We start from the raw sequence: 20,786 nt of genomic DNA, 5'->3' as shown, positions 1-20,786 counted from the left end.
CCGGCAAGGCGGCGTTCAGGAAACGTTCAGCATTGCAACACGGATCGGACGGCCCGCAGGCGGGCAGGGTCGCTGAGCGCCCTCGCCGTGATTGCTGCGTCCGTGATGCCGGGCATGGGTGAGCGGCGCGCGGCGCTGGCCGCGGCGGCTCGTCCCCCCAGAAGCAAAACGGCGACGGATCCGTCATCGGGACACCGTCGCCAGCGCGAGGAAGGAGAAGCAAAGAAGAAGCCTGGAGCGGGTGATGGGAACAGCACCCGTTCGCTAACTCGTTTATTACGAACGTCTTTTCCGATCCAAGCGTCACGGAATGGACTCGATTGTGGACTCAAGTCTTCGGCCTGGTCAACGCAGGCCGTTGCGGGTGATCCAAAGCGAGCCAAGCACATCCACCAACAGCCAGAGCATCGGATTTCATTCCGAAGTCTATCTGTCTACTGGCACACCACGCCACAGGTCGCAACGGACAGGCGAGCTGCGTCCTCAAAGGACCGGCTCATCATCGATCGGCGCGGCCTCGTCTTTCACCCGCTCGATGAACCGCTTCATGGGCTCCGAGGGTTCGCCCTGGCGGCGCAGCAGGTAGGTAGAGAGCATCGGTGGGGTGCCGGCCAGGGGACGAATGGAGATGTCCGGGCGCTGTAGGGTCTGCACTTGCGAGGCGATGGCGAAGCCGATGCCGTAGCCGGCGCCGACCAGGGTCAGCATCACGCCGAGGCTGGTCACTTCATCGACCAGCTTGAGCGGCGTGCCCGCGTCCTGCAGCATCGCTTGAATCTGATGGCGGCAGCCCGATCCCGATTCGGGATGGCACAGAACCAGCGGGAACTTCAAGGCTTCGGCCAGCGGCACCTGCATGTGTGCCAGCAAGGGGTGGCGTGCGGGCACGATCACCGACAGTGGATCGGTCCACACCGGCTCAGCGACGAGGCCAGCATGCACCGCGTTTGACAACGCAAAGCCGATGTCCAGCAGATCGTTGTGCAGCATCTTGAGCTGCTGCGCGAACGGCAGCTCGAAGACGCGAATCTCCAGCTCGGGCTCATCCTCGCGGCTGCGTGCCAGCAAGGTGGCGATGTGGGGCTGCGCCAGGCTGTCGCAGATGGCGATGCGCAGATGGCCCTGGTAGCCCTGTGCCGCCGCCTTGGCGCTCTTGACTGCCTGCTCCACGGTGGCCATCACGCGCCGGCATTCGCCGAGGAACACCTGGCCGGCCCAGGTCAGCCGCGTCAGGCGTGTGCTGCGGTCGAACAACTGCACGCCAAGCTGGCTTTCCAGGTCGCGCATCGCACGCGACACAGGCGACTGCTCGATGCCCAGACGCTCGGCTGCACGGGCCAGATGCAGTTCTTCCGCAACTGCGACGAAGTAACGCAGCAATCTGAAATCCAAGGCCACCTCCCGTTTGTCTTCTTCTGGTTCGGCCTATCGGGCGCCAGCATCTCCATCCGCATCCCGTCAGCACCTCCTTCGATGGCATCGCGTCAAAGCCTCATGCCCGCTTGGTGCGCCGGGCACGGCGCGCAGGCGCTCACGTGTGCTGGAGTCCGCGATCGGTGCAGCCGACGACGTCACGCCGGCGTCAGGGCGAGCGTGCCGATGCAGTTTCATGAGGGTGTCTTTCGGCTCACCCCGGTTGCTGCCCTGGTCGGTCACGAAGCTCAGTTTCAACCCCCGGACTTCTGCGCAGCCGCCAACACCTGGGCGACGCGCTGGTAGGCCCACCAGGCGGTCGCCGCGGATGAAGTCCTCGGGCTGCGGGTGACGCGGCGCGGAGGCCTGCAGCCGCTGCGCGAGCTGCTCGTCGCCCATGCGATCGTCGTTCCAGAACACGCTGCCGTGGGTGGTGACGGACAGGTTCGCCACGTCGGGCTTGATCGGCTTTACTCCATTCAGACACGGATGCTAATGAGAATTATTATTGATTGTCCGTGGTTTTGTGTGATATGGCAACACCGATGGAATAACCCGGCCTTGCCTGGACACTCGCCGCCTCGCCGCCTCGCCGGCGACTGAAGGTCGGATGGCGGCAACTGGAAGCCTCTGTGACCGGCATCGCCACCGGGAAGCACTCATGCGGTTCCCTGCGGCCAGAGGAATGGACTCCACTTTCTGGGGGGAAGTACATGAACTTACGCCATCTTCGCTGTTTCATAGCCGTGGCCGAAGAGTTGCACTTTGGCCGGGCGGCGCGGCGGCTGCATGTGGAGCAGTCGCCCCTGTCGCGCACGATCCGCCAACTGGAGGCCGACCTGGGCGTGGCGCTGCTGGAGCGCACGCAGCGCGGCGTGCGCCTGACCCCGGCCGGGCAGGTGTTTCTGGAGGAGGCCCGGCGCGTGCTGCTGACCCTTGAGCAAGCCCAGACCAAGACGCGGGCGGTGGCGGTGGGACACCGGGGCACCCTGCGCATCGCCCTGGCCGGCGGCGTCGGGCGGACCCGGCTGTCGGCGCTGCTCGCGCTGTGCCGGGAGGAGGCGCCGGAAGTGGGCATCCGGCTGTTCGAGGCGCCGCTGTCGCAGGTGGTGGGCGGCCTGGGCAACGACCTGTACGACGCGGCCTTTGCGATGGCCGGCGAGATGGAGGCCGGGGTGGTCGCCAGGCCGGTGTGGCAAGATCCACTGGTGGTGGCCATACCGGCGCGGCACCCCTTGCTGGCGCACAAGCGGGTACCGCTGGACGAGGTGGTGGGCTACCCGCTGGTGCTGTGTCACCCGCAGGTTTGTCAGGAGTGCAGCCGGCAATGCGAGCGCCTGCTGCGCCTGGTGGAGACACCGCCGGTCGTGGCCGAGTACGTGACGACCCACTCGTTGATGCTAGCCCTGGTGGCGGCCGGCTATGGCGTGGGATTTTCCACCGCGGCGCACGCGGTGGCATGCCGGCAGGCGGACGTGATCGTCCGGCCGCTGGACGAGGACTCGGCGGCGTTGACGACCTACCTGCTACATCCCGAGGGCGCGATGTCGGAGCCACTGCGCCACTTCATCGACCGTGCGCAGCGTGTCGGCCATATGCCGTTGGATACGCAACGGCTCGCATGAGGCTGCTTCAGGCGGGTTGGGGCGATGCCATTTTGGTCAAGGTGCCAGACCTGTTTTGTCATAGCGGGGTTCCATTGACGCGGTGCACGGGCGTGCTGCACTCAGGCTGCTCGCGCTTGCGGTTGGCATCCTGCGATGAGACTTGCATGCCCATCGCATCGCGTCACAGCGAAGACGCGCGGCGCAACAGCGCTTGCCGTATGCGCATCGGCTCTGGCGTGTTGAGCTGATCGCGCTTTACTGGGTCTTTTCCCCTGCAAAGACTTTGGCCTGGTTATCCGGGTCAGGCATGGTGCCCGCGAATGACGCTGGTGACAGCATGTTTCGCGGCTTGCGAATTGTGAGTGATGGCGCCCTGCGCGGCAAGACGCACATCTCGCAACGAAACCGGCGGCATCGTCGATGCCACGGTCTTCGCCGCTTCGCCACTTGCTCGTTTCGCCCGGAGATTCCTGGACAGCCACGCACGTCGCCTGTACGGCGGGTGCGTGTGCGTGGACTCGGTGCGATGACGAATGGAGGCGCGCGATATGCCGAAGTCGAGCAGCCTGGCCGATGGCGCCAAGACCTACTACCGCCCGATCGAGGCGGCAATCCGCTGGAGCGGATTGCTGCGCTTCGAGCGGCGCATTCTGGCGACCTTGGGACAGCGGCCTCTACCGGAGGCAACGGAGTTTCCGCGCTGGCCGATGCTGCGGTTGAACACCGAAAGAATCTTCGATGCGCTGGCTCACGGCGAGATGCCGTATGGCAAGGAGGGTTTGGTGCGGGACACGCAGGGCCTGACGATGGACGACCTGTCGCTGACGGTGCGGCACGTCGACCTGAAATCCTGGATGGCGCACTACTACCCCGGCGAGAAACCGGCGTTTCTGTTCGATGAGATCGAGCGTGCACTTCACCCGGCGATCAGCCTGGACACAGTGGGCGCATTGCTGGCCGAGCGGGAAGCGATCAAGGCGCGGCTGGCGGAACACTTGGGCGTGCACGAGACGCTGCGCGCCGAGCACGAGGCGCTGCTGAAGACGCACGCCGACTACACAGCCGACGCGGAGCGTGCGAACACACCTGGGCCGCGCAGCGAATCGACCTACCTGAACATCGTTGGCGGGTTACTGACGCTACTGCTGGGCAAGTCTCCCAGCGGCATGCCGTATTCCAGCTTCCTGACGCAGGAAGCCATCATCAGCGCGATGGTGGCGCACCACGGCAACGCGATGGGCATCACCGAGCGCACCCTGCAGGCCAAGTTCGCACTGGCTCGGCGCAATCTGCAGAGCACGACTTCCTGAGCGATGCCAGACCGTATCTGCGGTCGCGGACGCCGCATTTGCGGTGTCTTTCCTCAGCGCGGCGTTCTTAATGCGAGTCACGCCAATCAGCGCCACTGAGCGTTAAGGAGTGACCCTCATGTCTTCGCAGACCACCGCCACGGCGGCACCGACCGAGCACCGCATCCTGCGCCGCGCCGAGGTCGAAGCCAAGACCGGCTTCAAGCGCGCGCACATCTACAGCCTGATGAAGGAAGGCAAGTTCCCCAAGGCGCTACGTCTGGGCGTGCGCGCGGTGGGCTGGGACTCGGTGGAGATCGAACAGTGGATCGCCGATCGCCTCAAAGAACGCGCCTGACGCTTCTTCTCGGTTCATGCCATTCGACGAGGAGAAGCTCATGCAGGTGGTGTCCATCATTTCGACCAAGGGCGGCGTGGGCAAGACCACGACGGCGGCCAACCTGGGCGGCTTCATCGCCGATGCCGGGCTGCGAGTGCTGCTGCTGGACCTGGACGTGCAGCCCACGCTGTCGAGCTACTTCATGCTGGACGTGCGCGCGCCCGGCGGCATCTACGAGATGCTGGCCTTCAACGAGCGGAGCATCGAGCAACTGGTGTCGCGCACCGCGATCGCGGGCCTGGACCTGGTGCTCTCCAACGACGACCGCGGCGAACTGAACACGCTGCTGCTGCACGCACCGGATGGGCGCCTGCGACTGCGCCATTTGCTTCCCGTCTTCCGCACGCACTATGACTTGCTGTTGATCGACACGCAGGGCGCGCGCAGCGTGCTGCTGGAGATGGCGGTGCTGGCGTCCGACCTGGCGCTGTCGCCGGTGACGCCGGAAATCCTCGCGGCGCGCGAGCTGCGGCGCGGCACGCTGCAACTGATCGAGGACATCGCGCCGTATCGGCACCTGGGCATCGAGCCGCCGCCGCTGCGCCTGCTCATCAACCGTGTGCATCCGGTGTCGTCGAACGCGCGGCTGGTCCAGCAGGCGCTGCGACAGGTGTTCCAGGAACAGGCCGGCGTGCAGGTGCTGGACACCGACGTGCCGGCCATCGAAGCCTATCCGCGCGCTGCGACACGAGGATTGCCGGTGCATCGGGTGGAGTACCGGCGGCCGGCTGGGCGCACGGCGCCCGCGGCGCTGGACACCATGCGCACGCTGGCTGGCGAGCTGTTCCCCGCGTGGCGGGAGCGCTTCGCGCTGGTCACCGGCCGGGCCGATGCGGGAGGGGCCGGCCATGGCGAGCGCGCATGAACTGGCGCGCGGCCGTGAACGGCTGCGCGCGCTGATCGAGTTCGCGCTGGGCGAAGGCTGGCGCGTGGTGCGCACGTCCGGCGGGCACCTGAAGTTCACGAAACAAGGCTACGCGTCGATCTACACCAGCTCGACTGCGAGCGACCACCGTGCCGACCGCAATGCCCGCGCGCAACTTCGCCGCGCCGACCGGCAGGCGCAGGAGAACGGCCGTGGCTGAGCTGACGCCGCAGGACATGGCTGCCAAGCTGCTGGCCACCGGTTTCGAGCGCAGCGGCCCTTCGGCCGCGACCTTGAGCGACCCCATCGCCGACACGCCGATGGCGGTGACGCTGGACCAGTTGCGGCCCTACGACCACGACCCGCGCGTGACGCGCAACCCGGCCTATGCGGAGATCAAGGCGTCCATCCGCGAACGCGGGCTCGACGCGCCCCCCGCGATCACGCGCAGGCCGGGCGAGGCGCACTACATCATTCGCAACGGCGGCAATACGCGGCTGGCGATCCTGCGCGAGTTGTGGAGCGAGACCAAGGAGGAACGCTTCTTCCGCATTGCGTGCCTGTTCCGCCCGTGGCCGGCCCGCGGCGAAATCGTGGCGCTGACCGGACATCTGGCCGAGAACGAGCTGCGCGGCGGGCTGACCTTCATCGAGCGGGCCTTGGGCATCGAGAAGGCGCGCGAGTTCTACGAGCAGGAAAGCGGCCAGGCGCTGTCGCAGAGCGAACTCGCGCGGCGGCTGACTGCCGACGGCTATCCGGTGCCGCAGTCACACATCAGCCGCATGAACGATGCGGTGCGCTATCTGCTGCCGGCGATCCCGACGCTGTTGTACGGCGGATTGGGCCGGCATCAGGTGGACCGGCTCGCGGTGCTGCGCAAGGCGTGCGAGCGCACCTGGGAGCGGCGTGCGCTGGGCCGCACCGTGGCCGTGGACTTCGCCACCTTGTTTCAGGACGTGCTGACGCAGTTCGACACACAGCCGGACGACTTCTCGCCGCAGCGAGTGCAGGACGAGCTGGTGGGCCAGATGGCCGAGTTGCTGGAGGCGGACTACGACACGCTGGCGCTGGAGATCAACGACAGCGAAAGCCGCCAGCGTGCGCTGACCAGCGAACCGGCGGCGCCGACGCCACCTGCAGCGCCTGTCGTGCCTGCTGCTCCTCCCCCGCAGGTCTCCGCGTCTCAGCAGCCACCCGTCTCGTCTGTGCCGCGCGACACCACGCCGGTCGCGCCTGCGGCGCCAGCAGCGACACCGCCTGCATCGCCCGAAGCGCCGGAGGACCAACACGGGCAACGCGACGAGCGCCTGCAAGGGCACATCGTGACACCGGCACCGACCACCGACCGCCTGCAGTCCATCCAGCGGATGGTCGCGGACCAGCTCGGCGACAAGCTGCCCGACTTCGAGGCCGATGCGCTGCGCGCGATCCCCGTGCAGGTCGGCGGGCTCTATCCCATCTCGGACGTTTGGTACGTCGAGCCGGGGCTGGACGTACCGGATCGCCTGCGCGTGCACATCGCGCAGTTCGCGCGCGAGATCGCCGGGGAAGCGGCGGTAGCCGATCACATCGAGGCCAGCGACGGCGGCATCGGCTTCGTCTGCGTGGCGCCAGTTGTGGGCCAGGCGAAGGCGCTGCCGGCGTTCGCGCGGGCGGTGCTGACCCTGCTGCATGCGCTGAGTGCGGCTCCGCCCTCCGCGAACGGATTGGACCGCGCGCGGCTGGCCGACGAGCTGGCGGCGCTGCTGCATGGCCACGGCGGCTCGGCCACACGCCTGAGCGATGCTGCACTGGTGAAGCTGTTCCGTCTGCTGCGTCTGGCGCGCCGGCTGCTGGACCAGGAAGCCGGCGTAGCGGGCCAGGAATCCTGAGCGCAGGAGGCTCCCGTATGTCGGCACCGCACCCGCTCAACCAGGCCGTGATCGCCCAGGCCCTGCATGACCTGCGCAACGGCCAGTTGCGCCGCTGCAAGGCCATGGGCTTCGGCGAGGAGGAGCTGGATGCGCTGAAGCACCCCGAACTCGTGAGCATGCTGGTGAATGCCACGGTGTCGTGGTGCTCGGTGTCGGTGAACCGGGAAGTGTTGAAGCGGCTGCTGAGCCAGGTGCACGACGTGGAGCGGGAGATCGCCACGGTGGACCGCATGCTGCGCCTGGGGGCGAGCACGGAGATGGTCAGCAAGTTCTACGGCCTCACGCATCAGGAAGTGGCGCTGCGCCGCGACATCCTCGGGCTGCCCAAGCGCAAGGGCCGGCATCCGGTGCTCGACGAGGCGCAGGACGTGGCCTTGTGGGAGCGCTGGAAGGCCGGCGTCGCCGAGCGCCATATCGCCCTGACCGACGACATGGCGATGCTGGCGCTGACCATGGACCTGGCCGAGGCCATGACCCTGCCCATGTCGGTGATCTGGTCGGCGATACGGAACTGGATCGACCAGGGGCTGGTGTAGCCATGACCACGGGCAGCGCACCACGGCGCGATGGCCCGGTTGCGCTGTCGATGTTGTTCGACGAGGCGCTGCGGCACCTTGAGCCGAAGGAACCGGCGCAGGGCACGGCGCCGAGCCAGGACGGCTTTCTCTACAGCGGCAACCGGCACGAGAGCGTCCCGCGCGCGCTGTTCCTCGACCGGCGCCTGACGCCGCTGGAGCGAAACGCCTGGCAGGTGTTCCGCTTGCAGCTCAACGACGACGGCGTGACTGCCTTTCCCACCTACGACCAGCTCCGCCCCTATCTGGCGTCCATGCCCTGCGCGGCGCAAGCCTCGCACGAGACCGTGGCGCGCGCCTTGACGCTGCTGCGGCTGACGCGCTGGCTCAGCCTGGTGCGGCGGCGGCGCGATCCCAAGACCGGCCGTATCCAAGGCAACCTCTACGTGCTGCACGACGAACCGCTGTCGCCCTTCGAGGCGATGCAACTCGACCCCGACTACCTGGGCCTGGTGAGCCAGGCGCTCACGCACGCGGCGAAGGCGGTGCAGGTCGTGGGCATGAACACCCTGCGGGAGATCGCCGAAGACCCGCTGCTCAGCGGGCGCACGCTGCCGACGCGCTTGCAGGTGCTGGCACAGCGCATGGCGCGGCATGGCTGGACGACGGGGAGTTATCCACAGGAGGGTGCGGACCACGAATCCGAAGAAGGCCAGGAAGCCCTGCTTCGGAATGGCGCGCGCCCGTCTTCGGAATCCGAAGCAGGGCCGAAACCCGCGCTGGACGGCTCTCTTCGGATTCCGAAGGAGGACCGTACAGTACGTAATGATCGTATAAATGAAGTACGTACAGTACCGCGCGCGAGGGTCTTGCAGAACCTGCGGCTGCCCGAGCGTTTCCTGCGCTTGAAGGACGAACAGCAGGCCGGCGCGCTGGTGGCGCTGCAGCAGGTGGACGAGGCGCAGCGGCAGGCCGTTCTCGACGAGTGGGCGGCACGCTGCCGCAACAGCGCGGTACGCAACCCGGCCGGCTACCTGTTTGGCATCATCCAGAAGGCGATCCGCGGGGAGTTCAAGGCCTGGGCCGGAGAAAGTGCATCGGCGCCGCCAGCGCCCCCGCCACCTGCGCCATCGTCACCGCCGGCATCCCGTGTGGCTGACCCCGAGGTGGCACGTGCCTACCTGGCACAGCTCCGAGAAGCCTTGCGTGAACGCTGATGTTGACTATCCCCAGGGGATAGCTGGAACAGACACCCTTCCGCCGTGCTCGATTGCCGCCCGCCGAACGACAGGCGAAACTGTCGCCTGTGAATCAGACGAGGACAGCCACGCACGAGCCCGGCCGACGATGGACATGACGACTTCCCCCGTCACAAACGCACTGCAACCACTACAGCGAGACGTTCAGCGCTTGCTGGGCAGGTGCCTGTTGCGCCTTCAACAATACGAGCGCCTCATGAAAGCCATCGTGGCGCACCACGAGATTTCAGGCCCGGCGCATTCGCAGGAGGCCATTCGCGCAGCGCGGATCGAAGATGCCGCGACCAAGACCCTGGGCACGTTGGTCGGACAACTGTTTGGTTCGTATGTCGTCACCGATGGAAATGGTGGCAAGGAACGCGACGACGATCTTCCCGGCGACGTGATTTCCTTTCGCACGCGCGTGCAACTGAGCCTGTCTGCGCAGGACTACGCCAAGACCCAGGCCGACCTCAAAGACCTGGTCTCGCTGCGCAACACCTTGGTGCACCACTTCATCGACCAGCACGATCTATGGACCGTGGACGGGTGCCGCGCTGCACAGGACGAACTCGGTTCCGCCTACACGCGCATCGATCAACACTTCGAGCAGCTGCGCGGCTGGGCCGAGCACATGGATCAGGCGCGGCGCCTGGCAGCGGAGTTCGTCCAGTCGGATGTGTTCCACGACCTGGTGGTCAATGGCATCGCGCCGGACGGCACGGTGGACTGGCCGGCCGCCGGCATCGTTCGCGCGCTGCGCGAGGCCGCCGCGCAGTTGGCCGTCGAGGGCTGGACACCCATCGTCGCCGCTGGCCGCTGGATCGCGGACCGGCATCCCGAGCAGCTTCCAGCCAAGTACGGCTGCAGCAGTTGGCGGCAGGTGGTGCACGAGTGCCGCCTGTTCGAGCTTCGCTACCGTGAGGTGGAGGGGCAACGGGCCGCCTGGTACAGACCTCGCGAGGCATAGCCCCGCAACGCGGTCTCACCTCCGCGCGAGCCGCGAACAACTTCGCCTAGCTATCCCCAGGGGATAGCCGGCACTCACAGCCTTCCGTGCGGAACAAAACCGGGCGCGCATGGGCTGCGGTTTGTTGACTGACAGCCTTCCGGCCGATGCCGATGCTGGCGACTCGCCCCTTCACCGCGAGTCGCTCCCATGGCCAACGAACGCACAGAACCCCTGCAACTGAATCTCGGATCGCTGCGCAGCGCGATGTCGCTGACGCTGCACACGCACCACGCTTCGCGCATCTGGCACGGCCGTGCGCCGACCGAGGGGCGCCCCGGCATCATCGGACTCAACGGCTTCATCGGCGCCATGAACAAGATGAAGCGCGGCGCCGAGCAGGACGACCCGTACTCGGACTGGTGGATGTTGCGGATCGAAGACAAGCTCGCCGACACCAAGACCCGCCTGCAGACCCTGCGCGAACAGGTGGATCAGGCCCTGGCCGACGTGCCGCCAGCGCTGTCGCTGGGCGAGAACATGAACGTGCAGCCGGTGAAGCTGCCGCTGTTCGTGAATGCACAGCTCGGCTTCATGGCGGTCTACCTGCTGGCCGACTACGACGACCTGGCCCGCAAGCTGATCCTGGCCCACCACACGGCGCTGATCGACCGCAGCACCTTGGAGCGCTGGCTCAACGATGGCGCGCACGCCTTGCGCAGCCTGTTCTCGCTGGCCCAGCAGTACCGCTATTCCGGCACCCAGCGCGATGACTTCGCTGCGAACAACGCCGCGGCGCGTGTCGCACTGGAGAAATACGGGCCGCTGCCGCAGGAGGTGCTCGAAGGCACACACCGCTCGCGCTTCGCGCCGCCCTTGGTGCGCCGCACTCCACTGACCGCCATGCAGCGCGAACCTGCCGAGGCCAGGGCCAGCACACCGGCGGCAACCGCGGACGAGGCCGAAGCCGTTGCGACGGACGAGGACACCGCCAAGCCCGACAAACCCAAGAGGTCGAGGAAGTCCGCCAAGGCGACCGAATCCACCGATGGGGATGCACCAGCATGACGGCGCAATCCTCCGCGGCGCCTCGACACTTCATGCCGCTGGAACAGCCCGACTTCCAGCGACTGGAACACGCCGCCTACCTAAAAGGCCTTTTGAAGCCTTTTAAAGGTAAGGGAAGTCTGGAGGCCTGGGCCAGCCAATGCATGGCGCTGCGCGACGACTTGATCGCGCTGGCGATGAGACGAGTGCTGCCGCAGGCACGCACCTACCCCTTCAACCTGCTCGGCTCGCAACTGGCTCAGCAGACCACTGGCGCAGGCACGACCTTCCTGCGCTGGCGCAACCTCGACCGGTCCAGCATGGGTGTGACGCTGTGGCAGCACCTCATCGCCAGCCCGTCCACGCCCGATCGCCTGGTCGACGATCTCTACGCGATGGAGCTGCAGCGCATCGCGCTGAACATGCAGATCAGCCTGACTCACAGCATTGCCCGCCAGGCCCTGGAATGCGCCGACAAGATGTCCCAGGCCGAGGCGGTCTACCTGCGCCGTGTCCACCACGGGCACGGCGTTTCGATCCAACCCACCACGCGACAGGAGGCACCATGAGCACGCATTTCAGCGGCGAAGGCAACATCGGTTCTGCGCCCGAGTACCGCGAGTTCACCAACGGCAACGACGAACCGCGGCGTCTGCTGCGCCTGAACGTCTACTTCGACAACCCGGTGCCGAAGAAGGACGGTGAATACGAGGACCGCGGCGGCTTTTGGGCGCCGGTGGAACTGTGGCATCGCGATGCCGAGCACTGGGCCAGTCTCTACCAGAAAGGCATGCGCGTACTGGTCGATGGCCGCACGGTGCGCGACGAGTGGGAGGATGCCGACGAGAACGAACGGGTCACGTTCAAGATCGAGGCCAGGCGTGTGGGCATCCTGCCGTATCGCGTCGAGGCGGTGGTGCTCGGCACCAAGCCGGCCGCCGGCCAATAGATGTCCTTCGAGGGCGGCTGTAGCAACCGTCAACCGCCCGCCATGCACCAGTTATCCCCTGGGGATAGCGTCATCGACGTCCATCGGCTTCCAGTCGCCCTCCCGACACGACGCTTCCGTAACGCCTTCCGCAGCGACCTGCCCACACCGCTGCGGGCGGCGTTTTCCTGTCGTCCACACAAATCGGTGTCCATCCCGTTCCGCTTCCTTGCTGTCGAGTTCTCCCTGCGCGGACATGCTGTCGTCCATCCGATCAACAGCACGTATCCGAGGAGGCTCCATGCGCGTGTTCCTGTGCGAGAAGCCTTCGCAAGGCAAGGACATCGCCCGCGTGCTGGGCGCCGGCCAGCGAGGTTCCGGCTGCTACAGCGGTTCGGGTACCGTCGTGACCTGGTGCATCGGCCATCTGATCGAAGCGGTTCCGCCCGAAGGCTACGGCGAGCAGTACAAGCGCTGGTCCATCGAGCAACTACCTATCATTCCCGAGCGCTGGCGCGTCGAGGTCAAGGCTTCGGTCGCAGCGCAATTCAAGGTGGTCAAGCACCTCGTCGCCCAAGCGAGCGAGTTGGTGATCGCCACCGACGCCGATCGCGAAGGCGAAATGATCGCCCGCGAAATCCTCGACCTGTGCAGCTACCGCGGCCCAATCCAGCGGCTGTGGCTGTCGGCGCTCAACGATGCATCGATCCGCAAAGCGCTGGGCGCGTTGAAGCCTTCGGCCGAGACGCTGTCGTTGTACTACTCGGCCCTGGCCCGCTCGCGTGCCGACTGGCTGATCGGCATGAACCTGAGTCGGCTGTTCACCGTGCTCGGACGCCAAGCCGGCTACTCGGGCGTGCTGTCGGTCGGTCGGGTACAGACCCCCACGCTGCGCCTGGTGGTCGACCGCGACCGCGAGATCGCTAGGTTCGTATCCGTGCCGTACTGGACGGTCGAGGTCTTGCTGGCTCAGTCGGGCCACTCCTTCGGCGCCCATTGGCTGCCGCCCGACAGCACCTCCGATGCGGCGGGACGCTGCCTCCAGCAGCCGGTGGCGCAGCACGCAGCCGATCGTATCCGCGCCGACCGCGAGGCGCGGGTGGTGTCGGTCGAGACCGAGCGCGTGCGGGAAGCCGCACCGCTGCCGTTCGACCTGGGTACCTTGCAGGAAGTGTGTTCGCGCCAGCTCGGCCTCGATGTGCAGGAGACGCTGGACATTGCCCAGGCGCTGTACGAAACGCACAAGGCGACGACCTATCCACGCTCCGACTCGGGCTACCTGCCCGAAAGCATGCTGGCCGAAGTGCCGGCCGTCCTCGGTGCCTTGCTCGCCACCGATCCCGGCCTGCGACCGCTAATCGATAAGCTGGACCGCAGCCAACGTTCACGCGCGTGGAATGACGACAAGGTGACGGCTCACCACGGCATCATCCCGACGCTGGAACCCACCCGGCTTTCAGCCATGTCGGAGAAGGAACAGGCGGTGTACGGCCTGATCCGGTCCCACTACCTGGCGCAGTTCCTGCCGCACCATGAGTTCGATCGGACCACAGCGGTGTTGACCAGCGGTGGCCAGCCACTGCAGGCGACCGGCAAGCAGGTGGTCGTGCCTGGCTGGCGCCTGGCGTTGGTCAATGCTGGTCCGGAGAAGTCGGATGATGAGCCGGCGCAGCGCGGTCAGATCCTGCCGCCGCTGACCAGCGGCATGCCGTGCGGCGTCGAGCAAGTTGAGATGAAGGCGCTGAAGACCTTGCCACCCAAGCCCTACACCCAGGGCGAACTGATCAAGGCCATGAAGGGTGTTGCCAAGTTGGTGACCGACCCGCGACTGAAGCAGAAGCTCAAGGAAACGACGGGTATCGGCACCGAAGCCACGCGCGCCAGCATCATCAACGGCCTGCTGGGCCGTAGCTATCTGCTGAAGAAAGGCCGCGCCATCCGCGCGTCGGATGCGGCCTTCACGCTGATCGATGCGGTGCCGGTGGCGATTGCCGATCCGGGCACCACGGCGATCTGGGAGCAGGCGCTGGACATGATCGAGGCCGGCCAGATGACGCTGGACACCTTTATCGAGAAGCAGTCGGCCTGGATCACGCAGTTGGTCCAGCAGCACCGCGGCACCAGGTTGTCCCTCAAGCTGCCGCCGACGCCGGCCTGCCCGTTGTGCACGTCGCCGATGCGCCAGCGCACCGGCAAGAGCGGCATCTTTTGGTCGTGCAGCCGCTACCCAGACTGCAAGGGCACACTGCCTGTCGAATCTTCGACGGGCAAACGCCCGGCGCCGCGCAAGCGGCGCGCGTCACCCAAGGCGTCCTGAAGCCTGAAAACACGTCTGCCGCGCCTGCCGCTCCCCCGGCGGCGAGGCATGCGCCCCGCGCGTTGCGGGGCCTCCCCAGCACGCGATCCCTTCTGCGACGGTGTGCGCGTCCTGCCTGGCACGTGTGGCCACAGGGCGAGAAGGCAGTTGGTCCGCGAATGGCGCCCCACGCGATTCCCTTGATCCGCGGTTCTTCCGTTCACTCAGAAGAGTCTCCTGGCGCCTCGTCTCGCGAGCCGCCAGGAGACTCTTCGGGGTCGACGGTATTCGGTGCCGGTGCCCGCCGGTGAAAAAACGGGCGCCCTTTGTGCGCGGATGCGTGCCAGAGGATATCGACCCCAGCCACGATACCGGTCGAGTGCGATTGCTGGTGCAGCGGCGGCTTTGACGACGGCCCCACGCCTGTAGCAGCCCACGGGTGGCACTCCTTTGTCATCCAGCCGAAGGCCTCCAGCCTTCGGCACCTTGGTCTTTCCTTGTCCTGAAACACGCCGGCCGCACGGCCGACAACCTCTGCTCCCTGTTTCACAACCGGCTCCGCACTGCGGGGCCTTTTCGTGTGCGCTGCTAAATGGCGACAGCGCTATCCAGCGCTTGGAAATCAGGAACCGCGCAGCTTCGATTTGTTGCACGACAAGCTCGCACTGCTCTCCGAAGCTAAGCCCATGCGTTGCTGACTCCGTCAGCGCCATGCCCAGGCAGCTCCGGTCTTCAAGGCTGCGCCGCGGAACCTTCCGCGTAGACCGAACCAGTCCGCTTCGCATCGCCCGCGCGGACGCCGCCGATACCTGGCGTCGATGCTTCGATCCACCTCACGGGAAGTTCCTTCATCCCGTCGGGATTGAGCTTTCCATTTTCCCCATGGAGAGCCCCATGTCCCTTGCTTCCACTTCGCCACCCATCACGGCACAGGCGGCCCGAGCCGATTCCATCGGCTACCTGGCCCTGACCTTTGTCGGCAAGCGCCTGCCTCTGCAGGTTCTTCGCAGTGCCGCTGGTTACTACATCGGCGCGTTCGATGACCACGACGGACCTTGCTCCCGCGAGTCCTTCGAGTACTTCCCCAGCCGCGACGCCGCAGCCAAAGCCCTGGCGACAGGCGCGTGGACACAGCGCTCGCACCCGTGATTGCCCCTGCCATCCAAGGAGATTCCTCATGAGCTTGTCATTGCCTCAAGAAGTGTTCGATCAGATCGCGCGGGAAGATGCGCATTTCACCCAGGCCCCGTCCGCGTTCTTCCAGGCCTGGAAGCGCGGTGCCGAGATCGCCGGCGCCGAGTGGTTCGGCGACGGCACCCGCGAAGGCTTGCAGCGTGCCACGACCAAGTGGGAGCTGCGGCCCAACATGCTGATGCTCAACGACGCCCTGGGTGTCCTGAGCAGTGGCCAGCGGATGTTCCTGTCCGCGATGGTGAGCTTCTACAACGCCCGCGAAGGCGGCGCGATGCTCAAGCGTTGCGGCTTCGAGGGGCTGTCCGACTTCGGCGGCCTCGATCTGGAGCGGCGCAAGGTCATCGCCGACTTGGTCCTCAACTACAACGGTTGGTGAGCCTGCCTCGCCGTCGCACTCGCACCTTTTCTCCAACCCTACGAGGGACACGTGTCCCTGCCGGGGCCGTGTTCCTCCTCTTCATCTCAGGAGTGGCACATGTCCCTGACGCTCAGACAAATCGTCCGGCGGCTCAACGCGCATCACGCGCGCACCAGCGCCGGGTTCTACGGCGACGGCCAACTGCCCGGCCGCTGGTTCAGAGCCCGAATCGTTCGCGGCACGACGCTGGAGGTCCATGACTGGATCACCTGGGTTGCCGTACCGGACGGCACGTGCTTCCGCGATCACAACGGCAGGCAGTTCCTGACCGTGATCTATCCCCCATCGGACACACCGGTAGCAGGCATGCCCGCCCGCTGAGCAGCTGCGTCCGCTACCCGAGGACCGATGCCTGTCTGGCGTCGATACCTCGCTTCGCAACTCTGCGGACTCCCCACGTCCGCCAGGGCGCGGCTCCGCAGTTTCTTCAACCAAGGAGCCACCATGTCCAACAACTACTACGACGCCACCGGCGTTCTTGTGCTCGACCGGATCACGCCGGTCATCACCGCGCTATTCGGCGGGTTCAATCTGGACGAGACCTATCCCGGCGACGGAGAGACGTACATCGCCCGGACATCCGAAGGCAGCGATCCGCAATGGGACGACATCCGCGACAACCTGGTCGAACTGGCCTACCAGCTCGGCCGGCCGTTCCCCGAGGATGAAGAGCCCAGCATTCAGTCCTACCTACGCCTGCTGGCGAAGCACTTTTCCGCGGAGAGCGATCCGCAACTGGATCACCTTCTCAGGGCTCATCGCTTCGAGGACGGCGCGGAACTGGACACGCTGTTTGTCGTCGCCAGATGCTTCGACGACGGACACGGCCTCCGAGCCATCCGGTTCGAGGGATGTTGGCACAGCGACAGGCCGCGTCTCTTCGAGTTTGGCGGCAACGGCATGTTCATCAGCCGCGACGTCACCGTCTACAGCAGCTCGACCCGCGCCCTGGAACTCGGGCAGGACCTGCACAAGGCGATTCAGGCCGGCGATCTTGACGAGGCGGCCGCCCGGATCGCGCTCGAAACCGTCAGCCTGCTCGCCGGTATCGGCGATGACGCCACCCGCAGATCCCTGCGCCTGAGGCTCGCCGAACGCCTGCTGGAAAGCAGCACTTCCCACCGCTCCGCCTGAGCGTCCACCACTTCATCCACCCGCTGGGGCTTAATCCCCAGCAGGGGATAGCTCCGCCTATTCTCTGCTGGAGAAATCCCATGTCCATCCAATCGAATCCGTTCGTTCGCGGTTATCAGAACCTGCGCATCGTCCGCACGCTTTGCATCACCTACGAGGACGACAGCCCACCGGTCTGGCGGCTACTTCACTCCAGCCAGGCTCATCTGCCTGACGATCAGGTCGCACAGTTCCCCTGCATCTTCTGCAACGACTTTGCCCTGATCACCGAGGGCCAGGAGATCAGCGAGGAACTCGAGGATCAATGCCAGACCGAGGGCATCGTGCGAACCGTGACCTATGCGGTTGCCGGCGATGACTTCGGCCAGCCTGTCCATGTCGGCGACACCTATTCCGACGAGGCCGCACGCGAAGTCATCCGGCGCCTGACATTCGATACCGGCTTCTACAGCCGCTGCTGGGAGATCAGTTCCGCCCACATCACCGAAGATGCCGGGCGCTACCTGGCCGAGCTGGCCGACATCGCCACGCCGACCCGGTTTCTGTTCGTCGCGTTCCGCATTCCGTACAGCCCGGCGATCGGGGTCAAGCTGATCGCCACGCCCTGGACGGACGAGAACCTCGGCCATGTCGAGGGCATCACGGCCGAAGACCTGCGTCGGGAGCATCTCAAGAAGGCCATGCCCGAGAGCCTGGTCAACGTCCTGCACCTGGCAGCGCAGGCCGACGTGCGCATCCTGATCCTCGATGCGGACGCGCAGATCCTGGAAGGTCTGCCGATCTTCGAGGAGTGACGCCACACCTCAAGCCACAGCCCCTGTTCGCAGGGGTTTTTTTCGCGTGCAGGAAACCGACCCGGCCGGGGTGCCGATTCTTTGTCGGCAGGTCAATGGAGCCGGTGCACTCTGAACCCATGTTCCGCTGACTTGAGGTCAGCAACATGCCCAGGTAGCCATCGACCTCCAAGGCTACGGTGCGGTTCGCCGCACAGGTCGTTGTTCATCCCCGGCGCATCCCGCGCCATTTACCTCAACCCACCAGGGGCTCCCAACCCCGGTGGCGGGCGGGCGTCCTTTGGTCTTCTTCTAGGAGATTTCCATGGACCACGCTCTCATCCGCTCTCAAATGCCCACCCTGGTCGCAGGCCATGTGCCTCGCAATGCTAGGTCGTTCAAGTTCAACGTCTACGACGGTACGCCGCAGAAAACTATGCTGGGCTTCGCGGCCGATCCCAGTCCGTTCCAAGGCAAGGTGATCGCGGTCACCGACGACGCGATCGTTGTGAAGGTCAAGCCGACCCAGTTCGCAGTGGTCGATCGCCATCTGGTCACTGCTGTTCCAGCCGAAGGCAGCAAAGTGGAAGTCATTCCGTATGCGCGTCGCCACTTCGATGGCCAGCGCGTCGGCACACCCCGGGAGAAGACGGAGTACCTGGCCGATGGCAGGCCCTACACCGTCAAGTCGGTGATTCTGGGCGACGCCACCACGGAGCTGCCTGTGCCACAGGCACGCTGCCCGGAACTGGCCGAACTGATCCAGCAGTTGCAGAAGCTGCCCGCACCAGATGGTCATCGGTACATCAGCCACCTGCTGGTTGACGCCAATGCCCGGGACTTCTCGCTGGTCGACCCCAAGCCGCACGACATCATCGCCACTCCGCCGTCCATCCGTTTCACGGTCGAGACCGGTAAGTTCAGCGGCCAGGTCACGGTGAGCTACGACCGCGGCGGCGACGTCTATGTGGTCGAACTGCACCGCGACGGTGAATCCGTCGAGCGCGTCGATGACGTCTATTTCGACGATCTCGGTGACACGCTGGAGCGCTTAATCGATGACGGCAGTTGGCGCCTTATCCGGGTGGAAACGCTCTCCGGCAAGGCGCGCAGCGTGCGGCACTGAAACCAACCCTTGTGTTCCTTCACAGCCCCTCGATCGAGGGGCTTTTCTTTGGTTCATGCCCCCGGTGGTCGAGCAATCGGGAACATCGCTGATGCCGATTCCTTCTGGCAGCCCGCGTCTGTAGGAGCCACGCTGCTGCCATGTTCCGCTGACACCCGTCAGCAGCATGCCCAGGTAGCCAAGGTCTTCAAGGCTACGACGCGGTTCCGGCCGCGTTGATCACCCCAGTTCGCTCTCGGCATCCATAGCGCGAACGTCCGTCGAGTCATCGATGGAGATGCCACGGTAGTTGTTTCCGGGTCTCACGATCCACAACCCGCGCGGGGGTTTCCACACCTCCCCGCCAGGGTCGGTGTGTCTCCGCTTTTCTTGTTCTCAAGTCTGGAGATTCACCATGACCACTTCATCCGAAAAATCGTTCTTCGACCTGCACATCACTGGCCTCGGGTATCTCAATCGCATCCGCGAAGTGAAGCCCAAGAAAGGTGAGCCGTTCCTGGCCTGCGACATCGCAGCGCTCAATGGTCCGAGCAACGCTCCCGAGTACCGCCGTTTCGACGTGCGGGTGTCCGGCAGCGAAGCTCAGCATCTGGTCCGCCGTTGCGAAGAGGCCGTCAAGGCCGAACGCAAGGTGCTGATCGGCTTCCGCCTCGGCGACCTGTGGACCGACATCTTCACCTACTCCAAGGGGAAGAATGCCGGCCAGCAGGGCGTCAGCCTGAAGGCCCGCCTGCTCTTTGTGAACTGGATCAAGATTGATGGCGAGATGGTCTACAAGGCCGAGCCCAAGACGACCGATGACGCGGCGAGCGAGGATGCACCAGCACCCTCCAGCGCGTCGGCAGCCCAGGACGCGCCCGCATCCGAAGCCGCCGCCAATGACGACGCCGATGCACCCGCTGACGCGCCGGCCCTGGCCGAGTCGTTCTGATCTGCAAGGCCCCATGCGCATGCACCGGGGCCTTGTTTTCTTCCCCTTCGATCGAGCACCGCTTGCGCTTCGGCGCCGGCGGCACGCGATCGCTCATTCGTCGAAAGGAGCTATCCATGATCAATGTTCCAGGCCAACTGGCCATCAAGACCATCCACGGTCGCAACGGCGACTTCAACGTCGGCCGTCTGGCGACTTCCATCGGCGAGTTCGTCATCAAGAATGCCGAACTCGACCAGTACGCCGAAGGCAAGTACGACGGCGACTTCATCATCACCGAGATCCGGCCCTCCACCTACAACACCAGTGGGCGGATGGTGATCGAGATTCGCGCCCACCTGGGCGGTATGACCTTGTCCAGCATCGATCCCCTGAGCCGTGACGAAGCCCGCCGGCTGAGTCCGCAGGAAGTCGATCCGATCGACGAAGAGGCGCAGGCACCTGTGCCTGTCGCAGCCCCGGCACCTGCCAAGGCGAAGGGTCGCAAGACCCGCGATCCGCTGGTCGATACCACGCCGTTCGGCACGGAGAAAGCAGCCAAGCCGTCTCTCGAAGCCTCGGCCGAGGAAGACGACACCGCACTGTTCGGCGCGCTTTGGCCGCTGGGCGACAGCGTCAAGCTCGATCCGACCGTGGATCGTCGTGTCCTGCGTCAGCAGCGCGACCGCCTCGGGGTGCTGGGTTATTCGTTCGCCCCGTTGTCTCAGGACTGGCACCTCGCCACCGCCTGATCCATCGGCCGCGCAAGCG

Annotated in this window: 23 protein-coding genes; 21 read left to right on the top strand and 2 right to left on the bottom strand. The window is 65.7% G+C overall.

Annotated elements, in window-relative coordinates:
* Nucleotides 1–483: 483 nt before the first annotated feature.
* Nucleotides 484–1,380, bottom strand: a complete 897-nt coding sequence (locus tag CDN99_RS08730) for a LysR family transcriptional regulator (protein ID WP_445677775.1) — start codon at nucleotides 1,378–1,380, stop codon at nucleotides 484–486.
* A gap of 78 nt (nucleotides 1,381–1,458) precedes the next feature.
* Nucleotides 1,459–1,866: an ExbD/TolR family protein gene (locus CDN99_RS08725; RefSeq protein ID WP_207949514.1), complete on the bottom strand. Its 408-nt coding sequence runs from the start codon at nucleotides 1,864–1,866 to the stop codon at nucleotides 1,459–1,461.
* A gap of 260 nt (nucleotides 1,867–2,126) precedes the next feature.
* Between CDN99_RS08725 and CDN99_RS08720 the strand changes: the two genes are divergently transcribed.
* From CDN99_RS08720 to CDN99_RS08615, 21 genes are all read left to right on the top strand, one after another.
* A complete protein-coding gene (locus CDN99_RS08720; protein WP_033470629.1) occupies nucleotides 2,127–3,038 on the top strand; it encodes a LysR family transcriptional regulator in 912 nt (303 codons plus the stop codon).
* 530 nt (nucleotides 3,039–3,568) lie between these two features.
* Complete coding sequence (locus CDN99_RS08710; RefSeq protein ID WP_033470660.1) at nucleotides 3,569–4,330, top strand: hypothetical protein; 762 nt, start codon at nucleotides 3,569–3,571, stop codon at nucleotides 4,328–4,330.
* 118 nt (nucleotides 4,331–4,448) lie between these two features.
* Complete coding sequence (locus CDN99_RS08705) at nucleotides 4,449–4,667, top strand: AlpA family transcriptional regulator (protein ID WP_016446183.1); 219 nt, start codon at nucleotides 4,449–4,451, stop codon at nucleotides 4,665–4,667.
* Between the two features lie 40 nt (nucleotides 4,668–4,707).
* Nucleotides 4,708–5,574 (top strand): ParA family protein, encoded by an 867-nt coding sequence (locus CDN99_RS08700; protein WP_033470658.1) that lies wholly within the window; start codon nucleotides 4,708–4,710, stop codon nucleotides 5,572–5,574.
* Nucleotides 5,558–5,794, top strand: coding sequence for a hypothetical protein (locus tag CDN99_RS08695; protein ID WP_033470625.1), 237 nt, complete (start codon nucleotides 5,558–5,560; stop codon nucleotides 5,792–5,794). The genes CDN99_RS08700 and CDN99_RS08695 overlap by 17 nt, the downstream gene beginning before the upstream one ends.
* The gene (locus CDN99_RS08690; RefSeq protein WP_033470622.1) at nucleotides 5,787–7,445 is read left to right on the top strand and encodes a ParB family protein; all 1,659 of its coding nucleotides are present in this window, start codon (nucleotides 5,787–5,789) and stop codon (nucleotides 7,443–7,445) included. The genes CDN99_RS08695 and CDN99_RS08690 overlap by 8 nt, the downstream gene beginning before the upstream one ends.
* A gap of 17 nt (nucleotides 7,446–7,462) precedes the next feature.
* Nucleotides 7,463–8,023 carry a DUF2857 domain-containing protein gene (locus tag CDN99_RS08685; RefSeq protein ID WP_004255086.1) on the top strand — a complete coding sequence of 187 codons (561 nt, stop codon included), beginning with the start codon at nucleotides 7,463–7,465 and terminating at the stop codon, nucleotides 8,021–8,023.
* Nucleotides 8,024–8,025: 2 nt separating this feature from the next.
* The gene (locus CDN99_RS08680; RefSeq protein ID WP_033470619.1) at nucleotides 8,026–9,219 is read left to right on the top strand and encodes an STY4528 family pathogenicity island replication protein; all 1,194 of its coding nucleotides are present in this window, start codon (nucleotides 8,026–8,028) and stop codon (nucleotides 9,217–9,219) included.
* A 238-nt stretch (nucleotides 9,220–9,457) separates the two neighbouring features.
* On the top strand, nucleotides 9,458–10,210 hold the full coding sequence (locus tag CDN99_RS08675) for an OST-HTH/LOTUS domain-containing protein (protein WP_033470616.1): 753 nt from the start codon (nucleotides 9,458–9,460) through the stop codon (nucleotides 10,208–10,210).
* 189 nt (nucleotides 10,211–10,399) lie between these two features.
* Complete coding sequence (locus CDN99_RS08670) at nucleotides 10,400–11,257, top strand: PFL_4669 family integrating conjugative element protein (protein WP_232468106.1); 858 nt, start codon at nucleotides 10,400–10,402, stop codon at nucleotides 11,255–11,257.
* Nucleotides 11,254–11,805, top strand: a complete 552-nt coding sequence (locus CDN99_RS08665) for a DUF3158 family protein (RefSeq protein WP_033470614.1) — start codon at nucleotides 11,254–11,256, stop codon at nucleotides 11,803–11,805. Before CDN99_RS08670 ends, CDN99_RS08665 begins: the two co-directional genes overlap by 4 nt.
* Nucleotides 11,802–12,185 (top strand): single-stranded DNA-binding protein, encoded by a 384-nt coding sequence (locus tag CDN99_RS08660; RefSeq protein ID WP_020685569.1) that lies wholly within the window; start codon nucleotides 11,802–11,804, stop codon nucleotides 12,183–12,185. Before CDN99_RS08665 ends, CDN99_RS08660 begins: the two co-directional genes overlap by 4 nt.
* A gap of 280 nt (nucleotides 12,186–12,465) precedes the next feature.
* Complete coding sequence (locus tag CDN99_RS08655) at nucleotides 12,466–14,481, top strand: DNA topoisomerase III (RefSeq protein WP_033470610.1); 2,016 nt, start codon at nucleotides 12,466–12,468, stop codon at nucleotides 14,479–14,481.
* Nucleotides 14,482–15,354: 873 nt separating this feature from the next.
* Entirely contained in the window at nucleotides 15,355–15,609 is a 255-nt protein-coding gene (locus CDN99_RS08650; protein ID WP_033470653.1) for a hypothetical protein, read from the top strand.
* Nucleotides 15,610–15,637: 28 nt separating this feature from the next.
* Entirely contained in the window at nucleotides 15,638–16,030 is a 393-nt protein-coding gene (locus CDN99_RS08645) for a hypothetical protein (protein ID WP_033470607.1), read from the top strand.
* 99 nt (nucleotides 16,031–16,129) lie between these two features.
* Nucleotides 16,130–16,393: a hypothetical protein gene (locus CDN99_RS08640; RefSeq protein WP_033470604.1), complete on the top strand. Its 264-nt coding sequence runs from the start codon at nucleotides 16,130–16,132 to the stop codon at nucleotides 16,391–16,393.
* A gap of 123 nt (nucleotides 16,394–16,516) precedes the next feature.
* Nucleotides 16,517–17,206 (top strand): hypothetical protein, encoded by a 690-nt coding sequence (locus CDN99_RS08635; RefSeq protein WP_033470602.1) that lies wholly within the window; start codon nucleotides 16,517–16,519, stop codon nucleotides 17,204–17,206.
* A gap of 80 nt (nucleotides 17,207–17,286) precedes the next feature.
* A complete protein-coding gene (locus CDN99_RS08630; RefSeq protein WP_033470599.1) occupies nucleotides 17,287–18,000 on the top strand; it encodes a DUF5983 family protein in 714 nt (237 codons plus the stop codon).
* A 304-nt stretch (nucleotides 18,001–18,304) separates the two neighbouring features.
* Entirely contained in the window at nucleotides 18,305–19,105 is an 801-nt protein-coding gene (locus CDN99_RS08625) for a hypothetical protein (protein WP_033470596.1), read from the top strand.
* Between the two features lie 394 nt (nucleotides 19,106–19,499).
* Nucleotides 19,500–20,036 (top strand): STY4534 family ICE replication protein, encoded by a 537-nt coding sequence (locus tag CDN99_RS08620; protein WP_033470593.1) that lies wholly within the window; start codon nucleotides 19,500–19,502, stop codon nucleotides 20,034–20,036.
* Between the two features lie 116 nt (nucleotides 20,037–20,152).
* Nucleotides 20,153–20,767, top strand: a complete 615-nt coding sequence (locus CDN99_RS08615) for a DUF3275 family protein (protein ID WP_033470592.1) — start codon at nucleotides 20,153–20,155, stop codon at nucleotides 20,765–20,767.
* The last annotated feature ends 19 nt before the right edge of the window (nucleotides 20,768–20,786 follow it).

Origin of the sequence: Roseateles aquatilis (assembly GCF_002205645.1) — a bacterium.
GTDB classification, from domain to species: Bacteria; Pseudomonadota; Gammaproteobacteria; order Burkholderiales; family Burkholderiaceae_C; genus Roseateles; species Roseateles aquatilis.
This window is presented reverse-complemented; position numbering and strand designations above follow the sequence as displayed.